Source organism: Mycobacterium helveticum (assembly GCF_007714205.1).
Classification (GTDB): domain Bacteria; phylum Actinomycetota; class Actinomycetes; order Mycobacteriales; family Mycobacteriaceae; genus Mycobacterium; species Mycobacterium helveticum.
This window is the reverse complement of sequence record NZ_VMQU01000069.1, coordinates 1-13411: the sequence shown is the minus strand read 5'-3', so window position 1 is coordinate 13411 and position 13411 is coordinate 1. Positions and strand designations below refer to the sequence as shown.

Sequence of the window (13411 nt, the reverse complement as noted above, 5' to 3'; positions counted from 1 at the left end):
ACCTTTCTGATCACGGTCATGGGATGGGGAAAACTCGTGCCGAGCGGGCAACCGATGGCGGATTCTCACACAGCACGCGATCGACATGCCTGCCGATCGCGGGGATCAGCAGCCGCTCGTCAAGACCGGGCAGGATTGCATCAGCGGCCGTGACGAGGGCAAGTGCGCGCGCACAGGCAGCGAGCACTTCGACGGTGAGCGGCACCCGTCGGTGTCGGCCAAGGCCACGCAGCAGGCCCGGTAGCACAAGGGCCCCGTAGTCATACAGGTCGCCGGGCAGCCTCAGCCTGCGCCCGGGAGCGACGCTGTCGGGCGCTGCGTCGGCGAGGTCCAGGAGCAGATCGCTGCGGGCCATGACGTCGCGCAGCCGCTGGTCCGGCGTGTCGTAGCTGCGCCAGGTGGTCATCGACCCGGCGCCCAGCGCGATCAGCAGCGGCCCGAGCCGCGGCACGGTCCCTGCGCCGGTGACCACGAGGCGCGCGCGGCGCGGGGCGATGTTGCGCCCGCGGAGCGCTGACATCGCGGCCGCACCGAGGGTTGCGGTAACGACGTCGAGTTCGCCGATCACCGTTGGCCCACCGCGGGTGTGCACGGCCCGCTGTACCTGCGCGGTAGCCGAGGGGTCCAGACCGATCAGAAACACCGCCGCGACCCGCGACGGCAGCTGCGTGAGCCGGGCCGCGACCGCGGCCGGGTCGTTCTGGGTTAGCGGCAACGGTACCGCCCGCGTCGGGATGGCCTCGGTGATCAGCGCCGCGTAGTTCTCCATCGCCGCCCAGACCGCACGATCTCGGGCCCGGGTAGACGGTGTTCTCACGGCGGCCACGCCGACGGTCGCGATGCCGACAGCTGTGACGTTCTCAATGCCGCCGAAGCGCGTGTGTTCGGCCGCAGCGCTTTTCGTCGTCTTCGACATTCCGATAACCAGATCTTTTCAACATCAATAATTTAGAAAGTTGGCAAGTAGTAGTGACGGCCCTGCGACGTGCCGGCTTCGACGCGGTCGCGTCAGCGGGCCGATCCGGCAGCCAGTGAGGGCGGCCCGTGTGCCTCGTCGAGCACTTCGGCCTGGCCGGCTACCACTCCGGTGAGGATGGCCCGGGCCACGGTGAGCAGGTCTGCGACCTGTGATGTGGTGAGCGCATAGGTCACCGTGAGCCCCTGACGGTGCGCGACGACCAGTCCGGCCCGTCGCAGGATGGACAGCTGCTGAGATAGGTTGGCGGGTTCGATACCCACTTCGGGCAGCATCTGCGAGACCGTGAGCTCGCCTTCGCTGAGCAGTTCCAACACCCGGATGCGGGCCGGATGACCCAGCGTTTTGAAGAATTCCGCTTTCATGCGGTAAAGCGGCTGACGCGAGTCTGCCATGACGCCTCCCGTGAAAGCGGCCTGCACTATGACTAGTTGCCAATGTTAGCAATTCATTGAGACAGAAGATAGTTGAGACAGAAGATACGGTCCCGCCGAGCGACTGCGTCACAGGTCGTTGCCCGCGTAGGACAAGTTGAAGCTCTTGTTGGTCAACGGAAAGTCCGGGACGATCGTGTCGGCCATCGCCACCGGCACCGCGGGCCAGTTGAACCAGGACGGATCGACGATCTTGCTGCGGGTGATGCGCGCGTCGGCGGTGATTTCGACACGGTGCACGATGGTGCCGCGCCATCCTTCCACGATGCCGATACCGCTGCGGGGTCCGCGCGTCGACGGGGCGGGGACGACGTATTCGGTTGGGCCGGTGTGTGATTCGACCAGGTAAGCGGCTAATGTGGCCGCCGCGGCGAACTCGTCGCGCCGCAGGGTATAGCGGGCCAGCACGTCGCCCGCGCCGGCGCCGGTCTCGGTGATGGGTAAAGCGGTGAAGGGATGCTCGGTGCGGGCGTCGGTGCGCACACCGCTGGCGCGGGCGACATATCCGAGGCAGCCCATCGCCCGGGCGTCATCGCGGTCCAGCACCGAAGTGCCGGCGAAGCGGTCATAGACCACGGTGTTGGCCAGGGTCAGTTCGGCGATTTCGGCGATGTCGGTGGCGATGGAGTGCAATTGGGCGGCCGTGGGCAGCCGGTTCACGGTGACGCCACCCGGGTAGATGGCGCCGCGCAGCAGCCGGTGCCCGGTCGCCACGGCGTTGAGGCGCAACAGTTGTTCGCGGATGCGTTGGGCATGGGCGTTGGCGATGCCATAGCCGACGTCATTGGCCATTGCGCCCAGATCGGCGGCGTGGTTGTAGAGCCGTTCGAGCTCGACGAGCAGAGCACGCAGTCGCTGCGCTTCCTCGGGCATTTCGATGCCGAGCGCGTCCTCGATCGCCAGGCTGTGGGCCAGCGCGTGTGCGGCCGAGGTGTCGCCGCTGATTCGTTCGGCGAGATCGACCGCCGCGGTGGCGGGACGTCCCTCAAAGAGTTTCTCCAGCCCACGATGCACGAACCACAACCGCGCCTTGAGCCGTAACACGGTCTCGCCGACGACGGAGAACCTGAAATGGCCGGGCTCGATCAGCCCCGCATGTACCGGCCCGACCGGGATTTCATACACCCCGGTTCCTTGCACGGTGACGAACGGGAACCCTCCGGTGGCCGCGAACTGCGGTGCGCGCCCTGCGTCGGCCCGCATCGGATGCCAGTCCTGCGGCCAGTGCGCGTGGCGCACCAGCCGCCGCAGATGGGGGTGCCCGACCGGCCGAATCCCGTAGAGGTCCGCCATTTCCCGCTCGAAGCGGCTCGCGGGGAAGGACAGGTACGCCAGCGAGGGCAGCGCCGGATCGGCTGCCGTCAACAGGGTTTCGAGCTCGACACGGCGGTCCGGGTGGCCCGCGAGGAACAGGTACACCACCCGCAACCGCTCGCCGTCGTCGTGGGCGGCCACCAGCCCAAGGCGAAATCCCTGGTCTACCAATTCCTCTGCTTTACCGGCGATCTCGTCACCCGGCAGCCTGTGTTGCAGCCAATTCGGTGTCACCGAACGGCTCCGACCTGGCTGGCGGCAGTGGTGAACAGGTCGGTCAGCGGTCCCGCGGTGACCCCGAGTGCGATCGATGCCGCAACACCGGCCAGCAGAGCGGCTGCCACGGTGGCGGGGACGGCGATCCGGGGCGCGGCGCCGACCGGGACGCCCAGCAGCATGCGACCGGAATTTCGCACCAGCGCGGCGAACGCGACGGCGATCAGCAGCATGGCGACGCCGAGCACCCACCCCAGTCGTGCATCGGCCAGCGACCGGGCGATGGCCACCTCGCTGGCGAACATCGCAAACGGTGGCAGACCGAGCAGCACGATCAGCCCGACAGCGAACGATGCGCCGATCACCCGTGAGCGTCGCAGGACCCCGGTGATGTCTACGACGGCAGTCGAATTGTGCGCAACCTGCAACTGGCCGCCGGACAGGAACAGCAGTGTCTTACCGATGCCATGGGCAAGCACATGCAGCAGCAGCGCCGCGATCGCCAGCGTGGTCCCCGCCGCGAGAGCGATGGCGATCAGGCCCATGTTTTCCATCGACGAGTACGCCAGCATCCGCTTGACATCACCGGTCACGGTCAGCATCAGCACCGCGACCAGCAGCGTCGCCAATCCGGTCACCAGCAACCCGGTGCGCTGGAAGCCCGGCACGGCGGCGTCGATGATCGGTTTGATCCGAATCAACACCGAAACCGCCACCGACAGCAATACCCCGCTCATCAGCGCGCTCACCGGCGCCGGAGCCTGGCTGTGCGCGTCGGCCAGCCAGGTGTGAAATGGCAGGAGACCGGCCTTGGCGCCGTATCCGATCAGCAGCAGACCGCCGGCCAGTCGGGTCACTTCGGGGTTGAGACGTCCGGCGTGGGCAAGCAGCGCGTCAAGATTCAGCGCGTGGGCGGCAGGTGCCCCGGCGTGCTGGGCCGCGAAGTACAGCAGCACGGTGCCCAGGAAGGCTATCGCGATCCCGACCGAGCAGACGATGACGTATTTCCAGGTCGCCTCCAGCGCGGTGCGGGTCCGGCGATGCCCGACGAGAAACGCGGTGACCACGGTGGTCGCCTCGATCGCGACCCAGATTACGCCGATATTGTTGGCGCACACCGCGATAACCATCGCAGCCAGGAACCCCGGCGTCAGCGCGCCGTACAGCCGCGCACCGGCGGCGTCGGTGTGGCCGTCGGCAAGTTCAGCATTGACGTAACCGATGCTGGCCCCCGTGGCCAGCGTGCCGACCACCCCGATGACAATCTCCATGGTCACCGACAACGCGTCGGCGCGCAGCAGCCCGCTCAGCGCAAAATACCGGCCGGAACCGACCTGGAATCCGAGCGCGGCGCCGCAACCGAGGATCGTCACCGCCGAAAGCACCGTGACGGTTGCCGTGACGCGGCGCCACCCCCAGATCAGGGTGATCAGCGAGGCGATGATCGGTGCGAGGATGGGCACCAGCAACAGTGCGGTCATCAATCGCGCAATTCGTGCAGTTGGTCCAGGTCCGCGCCGCCGAAGGCGCGCCGGAGTCGGCCGGCCAGTACCCCGATCACGATCACGGCGAACAGCACATCCAGGGAGGCGCCGAGTTCGACGATCAGCGGCACGCCTGCGGTCAGCAGGAATGCGGTTGCGGCAATCCCGTTGTCCAGCATCAGAAATCCGGCGGTCTGTGAGATGGCGTGGCGCCGCGTGCTCATCACGAACAGCGCGATGAAGATCACGGCGAACGCGGCGGGAACGGCGGTGGCCGCAGCAGTCGGTTCGAGGTCGACGACGGGCCGGGTGACCGCGAATGCCACGATGGTCAGCACGGCGGTGATCAGCAGCGAACTGGCGGTGTTGACCAGCGGGGTGGCCTCGCGTTGGTCGCTCGGCTCGGCGGCCAGCGCCCGGACCAACAGCCACGGCAACGCCACCGCGCGCAGCAGAAGGACCGCGATCCCGACGTAGACCAGGGCGCGGTCAGCGTCGTGGATTGCGCGCAGCATCGGGATGGCCGCGAGCGCGAAGCCCTGCCAAGCCAGCAGTCGCACGACGGCGCGCAGGTCGCGGCGCCAGGTGACGAGCACGGCGGCGAGCAGGAGCCCACCGGCGGCGAAGTCGATCAGGGTGGCGAAGGTCGAGTCGGTCATCGGTGCGTCCTCATGCCGCCACGGTGAAGAAGTTCGCGGCGGTGACGGCGAGCAGGGCGAGCAGAAACGACCCGGCCAGCAGTTCGGGCACCCGGAACAGTCGCAGCTTGGCGATGAACACCTCCGCGGCAGCCATCAGCGCGGCCAGCAGCGCGACCTTGGCCGCGATGGCGACGACACCGATCACGATGTCGAGCGGGCTGGGATGAGTTCCGGCGATGCCCCATGGTGCGAACAGATTCGCCAGCAGCGCCAGCAGCACCGCCAGCCGCATCCCGGATGACCATTCCACCAATGCCAGGCGAGGCCCGGCATATTCGAGCGTCATCGCCTCGTGCACCATGGTCAACTCGAGGTGGGTGGTCGGGTTGTCGACCGGTAGTCGTCCGGTCTCGGCGATGATGACCACCACCAGGGCGACGAAAGCCAACACCCCGGTCAGCGATGCGACGTGCCCCGGGTGCTCGAGCGTGTTGGCGACCACCGCGCCGAGGTTGGACGACCCGGCGCGGATGGAGAGCGCGAAGACGGCGAGCAGGATCGTCGGCTCGACCAGCGCGGCGATGGTGATCTCGCGGCTGGCGCCCATGCCACCGAAGGAGCTGCCGGTGTCGATTCCGGCCAACGCCAACGCGACGGTACCCAGGAACAGCAGGCCGACAACGGCGAACAGATCGGCGACCGGGTCCAGGGGCGACCCGGTGGCCACGATCGGCGCGATGGCCACGATCAGCAGCGTGGTGCCGGCCAGCACCGCGGGCGCCGAAGCGAACACCACCGTGGTGCCCCGCGGGGTGATCTGTTGTTTGCCAAGCTGTTTGCGTATATCCCGCCAGGGTTGCAGCAGCCCGCCACCGGCGCGTCCCTCCAACGCGGCCCGCACCTGGCGCATCAGCCCGATCATCAGCGGCGCACCTAACACGACAACGGCCAGCTGCGCGACGCCGGCGACGAACGACATAGGGTTCACCTGGCGACCACCATCACGATCAGCACGCCGAGCGCACCGTAGGCGAGGTAGAGGTGCACGCTGCCGGTGTGAGCGTGCCGCACCAAAGCGGCCGCCACGGCCACCGCACGGATCACCGGGGTATAGAGGCGGTCTTCGATCGCGTCAGTGAACTTGGCCCGATAGGTGACCGCCTGAGCCATGTATCGCGATTCGTCGAGGTGGGTAACTTCGATATCGGTGTCTGGACGCAATACGTCATCGAAGACGCGCTGCAGCGGCTCGGCGAATGATGTTGCCGTGTATTGCATCCGCGACGTCAGGTCGTCGGCACCGCATGCCCATAGCGGCAGGAGGACGGGTCGTGGACGCCGGCGCGAGCGCCACCGTGCCAGCACGACGGCCAGCACCACCGCCGCAGTCAACGCCGCGGCGATCCACCCCGGCGCGACCGACCCGGACAGCCGGGGCAGCCGTATCACCGTGCCGAAGTCGCTGAACTGGACCGTCGCCGCCGCAGGCAGCGCGGCGAGGACCTGCCGCAACATCGGCGCCGCCACCCCCGGCGCCACCGCCGCCACCACACACACGCACCCAGCGATGACCATCCCGACGACCATGCTGCCCGGGGCTTCTGCCGCGTCGCCGGCGGCCGCGCAGCGCGGACGTGCCAGAAACCCGACGCCGAACGCCTTGACCATCGCCGCCACACCCAGGCCGGTGGTCAAGGCCACCGCGCCGACCGCCAACGGCGCGGTCAGCGCCACCAGCGTGTCGTGGTTGGCGCCGGCGTGGATCAGCGACTGAATCAGCAGCCACTCGCCGACGAAACCGGCGCCCAGCGGGAGTCCGGCCGCCCCCAGGGCGGCCACTCCGAACAGAACTGTGGTCGCGGGCATTCTGCGGGCCAGTCCGCCAAGCCGGTCCAAGTCACGCAGCCCGGTCGCGGCCAGCACCGAACCGGCGGCCATGAAGCCCAGGCCTTTGAACGCCGCGTGCCCGATCAGATGCAGCACCGCTGCGGCCATCGCGATCGTGGCCGCCGCGCGCGCGCCGGAGTTCGCGAACAGCGTGGCCGCCCCCAACGCCAGGGTGATCAACCCCATGTTCTCGGTGGTCGAATAGGCAAGCAGCCGTTTGAGATCCGTGGCCACCGTGGCCTGCAGCACCCCGTACACCGCCGACACAGCGCCGATCGCCAGCAGCACCAGCCCCCACCAACGCGGGCCCGGCCCGAGCAGCTGCAGGTCGAACCGGACGATGCCGTAGATACCGAGGTTGACCATCGCCGCACTCATCAACGCCGATACCGGGCTGGGCGCCTCCGGGTGTGCCCGCGGCAGCCAGGCATGCAACGGCACCAACCCGGCTTTGGACCCGAACCCGGCCACGGTCAGCGCGAACACGGCGATACGCGTGCCACCGGACACCGGCGCCAGTGCGGCGAAGCGATCCGCGCCGCCGGCCGCCGACAGCACCATCAGCCCGGTCAGGATGGCCACGAACCCGAGCTGCGTCATCACCGCATACACCAGACCGGCCGAACGCACTTCGGGCCGTGTGTGATCCGCCACCACCAGGATCAGCGACGCCAGCGCCATCGACTCCCACGCCACCAGGAAGGTCGTCGCCGACCCCGCCGCCGGAACCAGGAGCATCGCCGCCACGAACACCGGCAGCACTGCCGACGGGAGCCGCCCGAGATGTTCCCGACGCGCGTAGCCGATCGCGTAAACCCCGACGGGAATGGCGACCCCACCCGTCAGCGCGACAAAGAACCCGCCGAGTGGGTCGAGGGCCAGATACACCCCCGACAGGGGGATCAGCCAGCCGATATGCAGCGGGCGCACCGTGCCGAAAACCGCGAGCAAGCCGACCCACACCCCGAGTGCGCCCAGCGCCGACGTGACGGCCCCGCCCGCAAGCGATGCCAAACCCTGGTGGTGCGCCGTGTTCGGCTCGGTTGCCGGAGCAATGGTGAGCGTGGCCATTACTTTCCGGTCACCGAGCGCAACGCCGCGACGATCTCGGCGGGTGTGGGTGGGCAGCCCGGGATTCCGACGTCGACGGGCACCACCTCGTCCACCGCACCGACCACCCCGTAGGCATCGGCGAACACCCCCCGGTTCACCGCGCAGTCGCCGCAGGCGATCACCACCCGCGGTTGCGGTGTGGCCGCGACCGTGTTGCGCAGTGGGTCAGCCATGTTGCGGGTGACCACTCCGGTCACCAGCAGCGCATCGGCATGCCGGGGCGAGGCGACCAGCCGCGCCCCGAATCGTTCGGCGTCGTACACCGGACCGAACACGGCCGAGATCTCCACCTCGCAGCCGTTGCACGACCCCGCATCGACATGTCGGATCTGCAGCGAACCCCGCACTCCCGCAGGCGGATCCATGACAGCCTCCGGGGCTGGACCGGCACCTTCCACCACGCGGCCGACACGCAAGATCTTGCCAATCCAACTCATCGGGCTACCGTTCACCCGCTCGTAGGTCATCGAGCATCGCGGCCCGGTCGCTGAACACCCCGGCCAGCACATTTCGCGCGACCATCAACAATTCCGCGATGTTCGGGGATGCGATCGAATAAATCACGGTGCTCCCCTCCTTGCGTGAACTCACCACCCCGGCGCGGCGCAAAACTCCCAACTGCTGCGACAGGTTCGACGCCTCCAAACCCACCTCGGGAAACAACTCGGCGACCGATCGATCCTGCGCTGCCAACAGCTCGAGGATCCTGATTCGCGCCGGATGGGCGAGCGTCTTGAACAATTCGGCCTTGAGTTGGTACAGCGGCGCCGACACCACAGTCCTCCTGAAGACTTCACCGTTCCAACATTCGAACAGTTGAAGACTTTATCATGTCTACTCGGAGTCATGCCTACCCGAAGCGACTGACGCCGACGATCCGCCTGGAAGTCAGAACGCCTCGGGATCGCGCTGCACTTCGGCCGGCACCGGGTGCCGGTACAACCGGGACGCGTTCTCCCAGGTGAACTTGCGAATCACGTCCTGCGGCAGATCCCCGATCTGCCCGTGGACGGTCTCCTGGGTGTGCGGCCAGGTCGAGTCGCAGTGCGGGTAGTCGGCCTCCAGCATGATGTTGTCCACGCCGATGCGGTCCCGCTGTACGAACGACGACTTGTCCTCGACCGCGCAGAACCAGAAGTTACGAGTGAAAACCTCTGCCGGAGTGAGGCTTTCACCGAGCGCCTGCCAGGTGCCGTACATCGCGTGGTAGCTGAGCATGTGGTCGAGACGGTCGAGCAGCCCGGCGACCCAGCCGATCCCCCCCTCGGACAGGCAGATCTTCAGGTCGGGGAATCTGCTGGGCAGCCCGGAGTACAGCCAGTCGACCGCCGCCGAGATCGCATAGGCGAAGAACAGCACGCCGGCCACGTCCGGGGGCGCGTCCTCGGTGGTCGACGGCGAGGATCCCGACGACCCGATGTGCAGGTTGACGACGGTGCCCGTCTCGGCACACGCCGCCATCATCGGGTCCCAGTGCCCCGAGTGGATGCTCGGCAGTCCCAGCATCGCCGGGTTCTCGCTGAAGGTGACGGCGGGGAAACCGCGCTCGGCGTTCTCGTAGATCATCTCTGCGCCGACCGCGGGGTCCAGCAGCCACGGCAGCTGGCAGGGGATGATTCGCTCGGGGTAGGACCCCGCCCACACCTCGAGGTGCCAGTCGTTCCAGGCGCGGACGGCGGCCAGGGCCAGTTCGCGGTCCGTGGTCACCTGCTGCAGCCGCTGTCCGGCGAAGCCGGGCAGAAACGAGGGAAAGTTGAGCGAGGCGTAGATGCCGTTCAGGTCCATGTCCTTGACGCGCTCGTGGATGTCCCACGCGCCCCTGCGCATTTCCTCGAAGCGGACGGGTTCGAAGCCGTACTCCGACACCGGCCGCCCGACCACGGCGTTGAACCCGACGTTGGGCAGCTGCCGGCCGTCATAGACCCAGGTCTGCCCGCCCTGCTCGGTGTCGACGACTTTGGGTGCGCGGTCGGCGAATTTGCGCGGTACCCGCCCGGTGAAGGTGTCCGGGGGTTCGACGATGTGATCGTCGACCGAGATCAGCGTGTAGCGGCGCGGCGCCCGGGGCGGGTCGGGCAGAAAGGTGACCGAGCGGGTGTCCCCCGTCTTGGCGGTCGTGAAGTTGAGGTCCGCGGCCAGGTCGTCGATCGACTTCACCCGTCAATCTCCAATCGAGTGTGAAATGACGGCTTCGAGGGTGAACTGGCGGTGCCGCCGACCGGCGTGTCGCCGCCCTGGATTCACCCGGGATGACCGGGGATTCACGTGAGCACATCCGGGTCGGCCTTGATGGTCATCCGCGCCGCCCCCGCCCAGTACACGTCGGCCGCGCGTTCGACGAGCGACCGTTGCATGCCCGCCATGTCCGACCAGTCCATGGTGACGGGCTCCCGGCCGGTGAGCATGACGTCGTGGGCGAGCTTGCACACCCGTTCGATCGAGGCCGCGCGGTAGACGGCCTCCGGCAGGTTGCGGCCGGTGGCGATGACGCCGTGGTTGGCCAGAATCGTCAGGTTGGTCCCTCCGATGCGCGCCGCGAGTTCCGCGGCCCGGGCGGGGCTGTCGATCTCGCCGTCGTAGGTGTCCACCAGGCACAGGTCGTCGAGGAACAGCGAGCCGGTCTGATGCACCAACTCGGGCAGCCTGCCCAGCGCGGCGAGCACGCACACGTAGTAGGGATGGTTGTGGATGACCACCCGCGCGTCGCGGCGGGCCCGGTGCAGTTCGGTGTGGATGTGGATGGCCGGGGTCACGTCCCAGCGACCGCGGACCACCCGGGCGTCGCTGTCGACGGCGCAGATGTCGGAGGCGGTGAGCTCGGCCCACCAGAGGCCCCACGGATTGACCAGCATGTCGGTCTGGCCGTCGAGCTGCCAGGTGATGTGGCCGGCCATGTTCTCGGCGAACCCGATGGCGGCCAGATGCCGGAACGCGACCGCCAGCGCCTGCTCGTCGGTCAGCTCGACCCCGATCGGGGGAACCACCGACGGTGACCACACCTGAAGGCCGCCCCGCCTGGCGTCAGCACCCTTGCTCATCGGCCTCCATTCTGGCGCGGATGTCGTCGCGGAGCAGGCCTTTGGCTATTTTGCCGCCCGACGAACGGGGCAGCTCGTCGAGCACGATCAGCCGCTCGGGGAACAGTTCCTTGGAAACGCCTTGCGCCAAAAGGTATTCGGCCAACTCGGGCAGGTCGATGCCCTGCGAACCGGTGAGCTCGGCGTAGAGGCAGACCTTCTCGCCGAACACCGGATCGGGCATCGCCACCGCCGCGGCCACCGCAATCGCGGGATGGGTGGTGACGGCATCCTCGACCTGCGGCGCGCTGATGTTCTTGCCGCCACGCAGGATGAAATCCGAGGTGCGCCCCGTCACGCTCAGATAGCCGTCCGCGTCGATCTCGCAGATGTCGCCCATCCGCATCCACCCGTCGCGCGTGAACAGGTTGTCGTGGTCGGTGCCGCCGAGGTAGCCGAGGCTGGTCGCCGGGCCCCGGCAGGCGGGCTGGCCCCGCCCCGTGTCGGTGACGTCGCGGTCCCCGTCGAAGAGCCGGACCGCCATCTCCGGGACGACCCGGCCGCCGGTGCGCAGGCGGCGCTGGCGCGGGTCGTCGAGGGTGGTTGCGCTGAGCAGCCCGGTCTCGTTCGAGCCGTAAAACTGCAGGATCGTCGCACCGGTCAGATCCTCGAACTCGGCGGCGGGCCGATACGGCAGCGCCTCCCCGCCGGTGAACACCACACGCAGTGAGCTCAGGTCGTAGCCACGGGTGGCCGGATCCGCCATCAGCATGGTCAATTGCGTGCTGACACAACATAACACCGTGGCCTTGTGTCTCTGTATCGCCTCGCACGCCGCCGTGGTGGTGAACCGCTCGAGGATGACGGCGGCGGCACCGAGGTAGATCGGGGTGGTGTGGCTGGTCCAGATCCCGAACCCGAACGGCATGGGGATGACCGGCAGGAACACGTCGTCGGGCCGCAGGCGCCCGTTGGCGACGGCCTTCTGGTGAAAGTAGTGCCAACGGTTCTGGGTGTGCACCACGCACTTGGGCACCCCGGTGGTCCCGGAGGTCGAGTTGATCAGGAAGACGTCGTCGGGGCCGAGCCGGGCATCGCTGCCCGGGGCCGCGGGCGAAGCGTCGGTGTCGAGGCGCAGGCCGCACAGGGTGAGCACGGGCAGCCCGGACTCGGCGCCGACACCGGCCGCGGCGCCGCCGCGCACGCGGTCGCTGATCATGATCTTCGGCCGGGCGCCACGCAGGATCGCGGCGGCCTCGCGGGTGCCGGCGCGCGCGCCGATACCGACCACGACGGCGCCGCAGCGTTCGATGGCGACGAACAGCACGTGGATCGCGGCCGAATCCCCGTGCCACACCGCAACCCGGTCGCCGCGCGCGACGCCGACGGCGGTCAGCTGCCCGGCCAGAGCCGTTGCCGCGCTGTCGAACCCGCTCCACGTCAGCGAGTGGCCGGGATGGTCGATGTAGGCGGGACGATCGGGTGCCTGTGCGGCGTGGCGGCCGACCGCGTCGGCCAGCGTTGCGTCAGACCACCAGCCCTGGGCGCGGAACCGGGCCGAGTCCTCGACGGCGAATGCCGGCGAGCCCATGATTTCCAGGCCACCGGCGCTCATCACCACATGATAGGAAAGCCGCGTCCGGGAGAGTCGGCGGAGTCGTCACGGCGTGGGCGGGGCGGTGGGGGCGGCGCGGTGATCGGAGCCGATGTTCGGAACGGCCGGACGCCGGGCGTGCGGCCGGGGACATGTGACGTTGCGGATGCACCCGCAGTTCAGGCCGATGATGCAGGCACCCCCGCCGACGGGCTGGACGGGCAGGGCGCCTCTCGGGGTGGGGGGTGCGGGACTCGCGCTCGCGGACGCGACGGTGGTCGCCGCCGCGGTCCCCGGCGCGACACCGATCACCCAGGCGGACAGGGCCACGACGCCGCACACCACCGCCGCCGCCCTGCCGGTGCGAGGTGCCATGACCCGACTGTAGTTGTCCGAAGCCGCCGCGGCGCGTCGAGCGCGGTTCTCCAAGAAGACTCGGAGCGGGCGTGGAGAATTTCCGCAGGAGAACCACCGCCTCACGACCGACACCGCCGGCCGACGGCGAGCCGGACGGCATACGCGACGGCGCTGACCGCGAACAGCGCCGCGGTCAGCAGCAGCCAACGGCCCAGAAACGGCTGCTGGGTCTGACCGGTGGCGGCCGAGTACGTGGACGCGCCCTGTTCGATGATGCCCGGCAGGAACACCAGCAAAGTCAGACCCTGATTTTTCAGCCTGATGTGGGTGATGGCTGTGTCGTGACACGGAAATGCCCTTCGTGCAAGGGAAAATCGT

At 68.4% G+C, this 13411-nt stretch carries 13 protein-coding genes and 1 pseudogene; all 14 read right to left on the bottom strand.

Translation table 11 applies throughout. The features are described from left to right. Positions 1-16: 16 nt before the first annotated feature. Positions 17-817: a hypothetical protein gene (locus FPZ47_RS16310; RefSeq protein ID WP_246133449.1), complete on the bottom strand. Its 801-nt coding sequence runs from the start codon at positions 815-817 to the stop codon at positions 17-19. A 191-nt stretch (positions 818-1008) separates the two neighbouring features. Beyond that, positions 1009-1371, bottom strand: coding sequence for an ArsR/SmtB family transcription factor (locus tag FPZ47_RS16305; protein ID WP_144952798.1), 363 nt, complete (start codon positions 1369-1371; stop codon positions 1009-1011). 108 nt (positions 1372-1479) lie between these two features. Beyond that, a complete protein-coding gene (locus tag FPZ47_RS16300) occupies positions 1480-2958 on the bottom strand; it encodes a hydrogenase large subunit (protein WP_144952800.1) in 1479 nt (492 codons plus the stop codon). Next, positions 2955-4421 carry a proton-conducting transporter transmembrane domain-containing protein gene (locus tag FPZ47_RS16295; protein WP_144952802.1) on the bottom strand — a complete coding sequence of 489 codons (1467 nt, stop codon included), beginning with the start codon at positions 4419-4421 and terminating at the stop codon, positions 2955-2957. The genes FPZ47_RS16300 and FPZ47_RS16295 overlap by 4 nt, the downstream gene beginning before the upstream one ends. Then, a complete protein-coding gene (locus tag FPZ47_RS16290) occupies positions 4421-5083 on the bottom strand; it encodes a hypothetical protein (protein WP_144952804.1) in 663 nt (220 codons plus the stop codon). The genes FPZ47_RS16295 and FPZ47_RS16290 overlap by 1 nt, the downstream gene beginning before the upstream one ends. Positions 5084-5093: 10 nt before the next feature. Beyond that, positions 5094-6044: a respiratory chain complex I subunit 1 family protein gene (locus FPZ47_RS16285; RefSeq protein WP_144952806.1), complete on the bottom strand. Its 951-nt coding sequence runs from the start codon at positions 6042-6044 to the stop codon at positions 5094-5096. Positions 6045-6049: 5 nt separating this feature from the next. Then, complete coding sequence (locus tag FPZ47_RS16280) at positions 6050-8023, bottom strand: proton-conducting transporter transmembrane domain-containing protein (protein WP_144952808.1); 1974 nt, start codon at positions 8021-8023, stop codon at positions 6050-6052. Further along, positions 8023-8502 carry an NADH-quinone oxidoreductase subunit B family protein gene (locus FPZ47_RS16275; protein WP_144952809.1) on the bottom strand — a complete coding sequence of 160 codons (480 nt, stop codon included), beginning with the start codon at positions 8500-8502 and terminating at the stop codon, positions 8023-8025. Before FPZ47_RS16275 ends, FPZ47_RS16280 begins: the two co-directional genes overlap by 1 nt. 4 nt (positions 8503-8506) lie before the next feature. Further along, positions 8507-8839 (bottom strand): ArsR/SmtB family transcription factor, encoded by a 333-nt coding sequence (locus FPZ47_RS16270; RefSeq protein WP_144952811.1) that lies wholly within the window; start codon positions 8837-8839, stop codon positions 8507-8509. A 114-nt stretch (positions 8840-8953) separates the two neighbouring features. After that, complete coding sequence (locus FPZ47_RS16265) at positions 8954-10222, bottom strand: amidohydrolase family protein (protein WP_144952812.1); 1269 nt, start codon at positions 10220-10222, stop codon at positions 8954-8956. 104 nt (positions 10223-10326) lie between these two features. After that, positions 10327-11103, bottom strand: coding sequence for a class II aldolase/adducin family protein (locus tag FPZ47_RS16260; RefSeq protein ID WP_210419921.1), 777 nt, complete (start codon positions 11101-11103; stop codon positions 10327-10329). Continuing rightward, positions 11087-12697, bottom strand: coding sequence for a class I adenylate-forming enzyme family protein (locus FPZ47_RS16255; RefSeq protein ID WP_144952813.1), 1611 nt, complete (start codon positions 12695-12697; stop codon positions 11087-11089). The genes FPZ47_RS16260 and FPZ47_RS16255 overlap by 17 nt, the downstream gene beginning before the upstream one ends. Before the next feature lie 45 nt (positions 12698-12742). Further along, the gene (locus FPZ47_RS16250; RefSeq protein ID WP_144952814.1) at positions 12743-13051 is read right to left on the bottom strand and encodes a hypothetical protein; all 309 of its coding nucleotides are present in this window, start codon (positions 13049-13051) and stop codon (positions 12743-12745) included. Positions 13052-13152: 101 nt separating this feature from the next. Beyond that, a pseudogene (locus FPZ47_RS16245) lies at positions 13153-13411 on the bottom strand (hypothetical protein); the annotation flags it as partial.

What these genes read in the sequence shown, in the direction of transcription:
- FPZ47_RS16285 (WP_144952806.1), bottom strand. Translation starts at nt 6,044, where the DNA reads ATGTCGTTCGTCGCCGGCGTCGCGCAGCTGGCCGTTGTCGTGTTAGGT.
- FPZ47_RS16305 (WP_144952798.1), bottom strand. Translation starts at nt 1,371, where the DNA reads ATGGCAGACTCGCGTCAGCCGCTTTACCGCATGAAAGCGGAATTCTTC.
- FPZ47_RS16255 (WP_144952813.1), bottom strand. Translation starts at nt 12,697, where the DNA reads ATGAGCGCCGGTGGCCTGGAAATCATGGGCTCGCCGGCATTCGCCGTC.
- FPZ47_RS16280 (WP_144952808.1), bottom strand. Translation starts at nt 8,023, where the DNA reads ATGGCCACGCTCACCATTGCTCCGGCAACCGAGCCGAACACGGCGCAC.
- FPZ47_RS16290 (WP_144952804.1), bottom strand. Translation starts at nt 5,083, where the DNA reads ATGACCGACTCGACCTTCGCCACCCTGATCGACTTCGCCGCCGGTGGG.
- FPZ47_RS16275 (WP_144952809.1), bottom strand. Translation starts at nt 8,502, where the DNA reads ATGAGTTGGATTGGCAAGATCTTGCGTGTCGGCCGCGTGGTGGAAGGT.
- FPZ47_RS16295 (WP_144952802.1), bottom strand. Translation starts at nt 4,421, where the DNA reads ATGACCGCACTGTTGCTGGTGCCCATCCTCGCACCGATCATCGCCTCG.
- FPZ47_RS16260 (WP_210419921.1), bottom strand. Translation starts at nt 11,103, where the DNA reads ATGAGCAAGGGTGCTGACGCCAGGCGGGGCGGCCTTCAGGTGTGGTCA.
- FPZ47_RS16250 (WP_144952814.1), bottom strand. Translation starts at nt 13,051, where the DNA reads ATGGCACCTCGCACCGGCAGGGCGGCGGCGGTGGTGTGCGGCGTCGTG.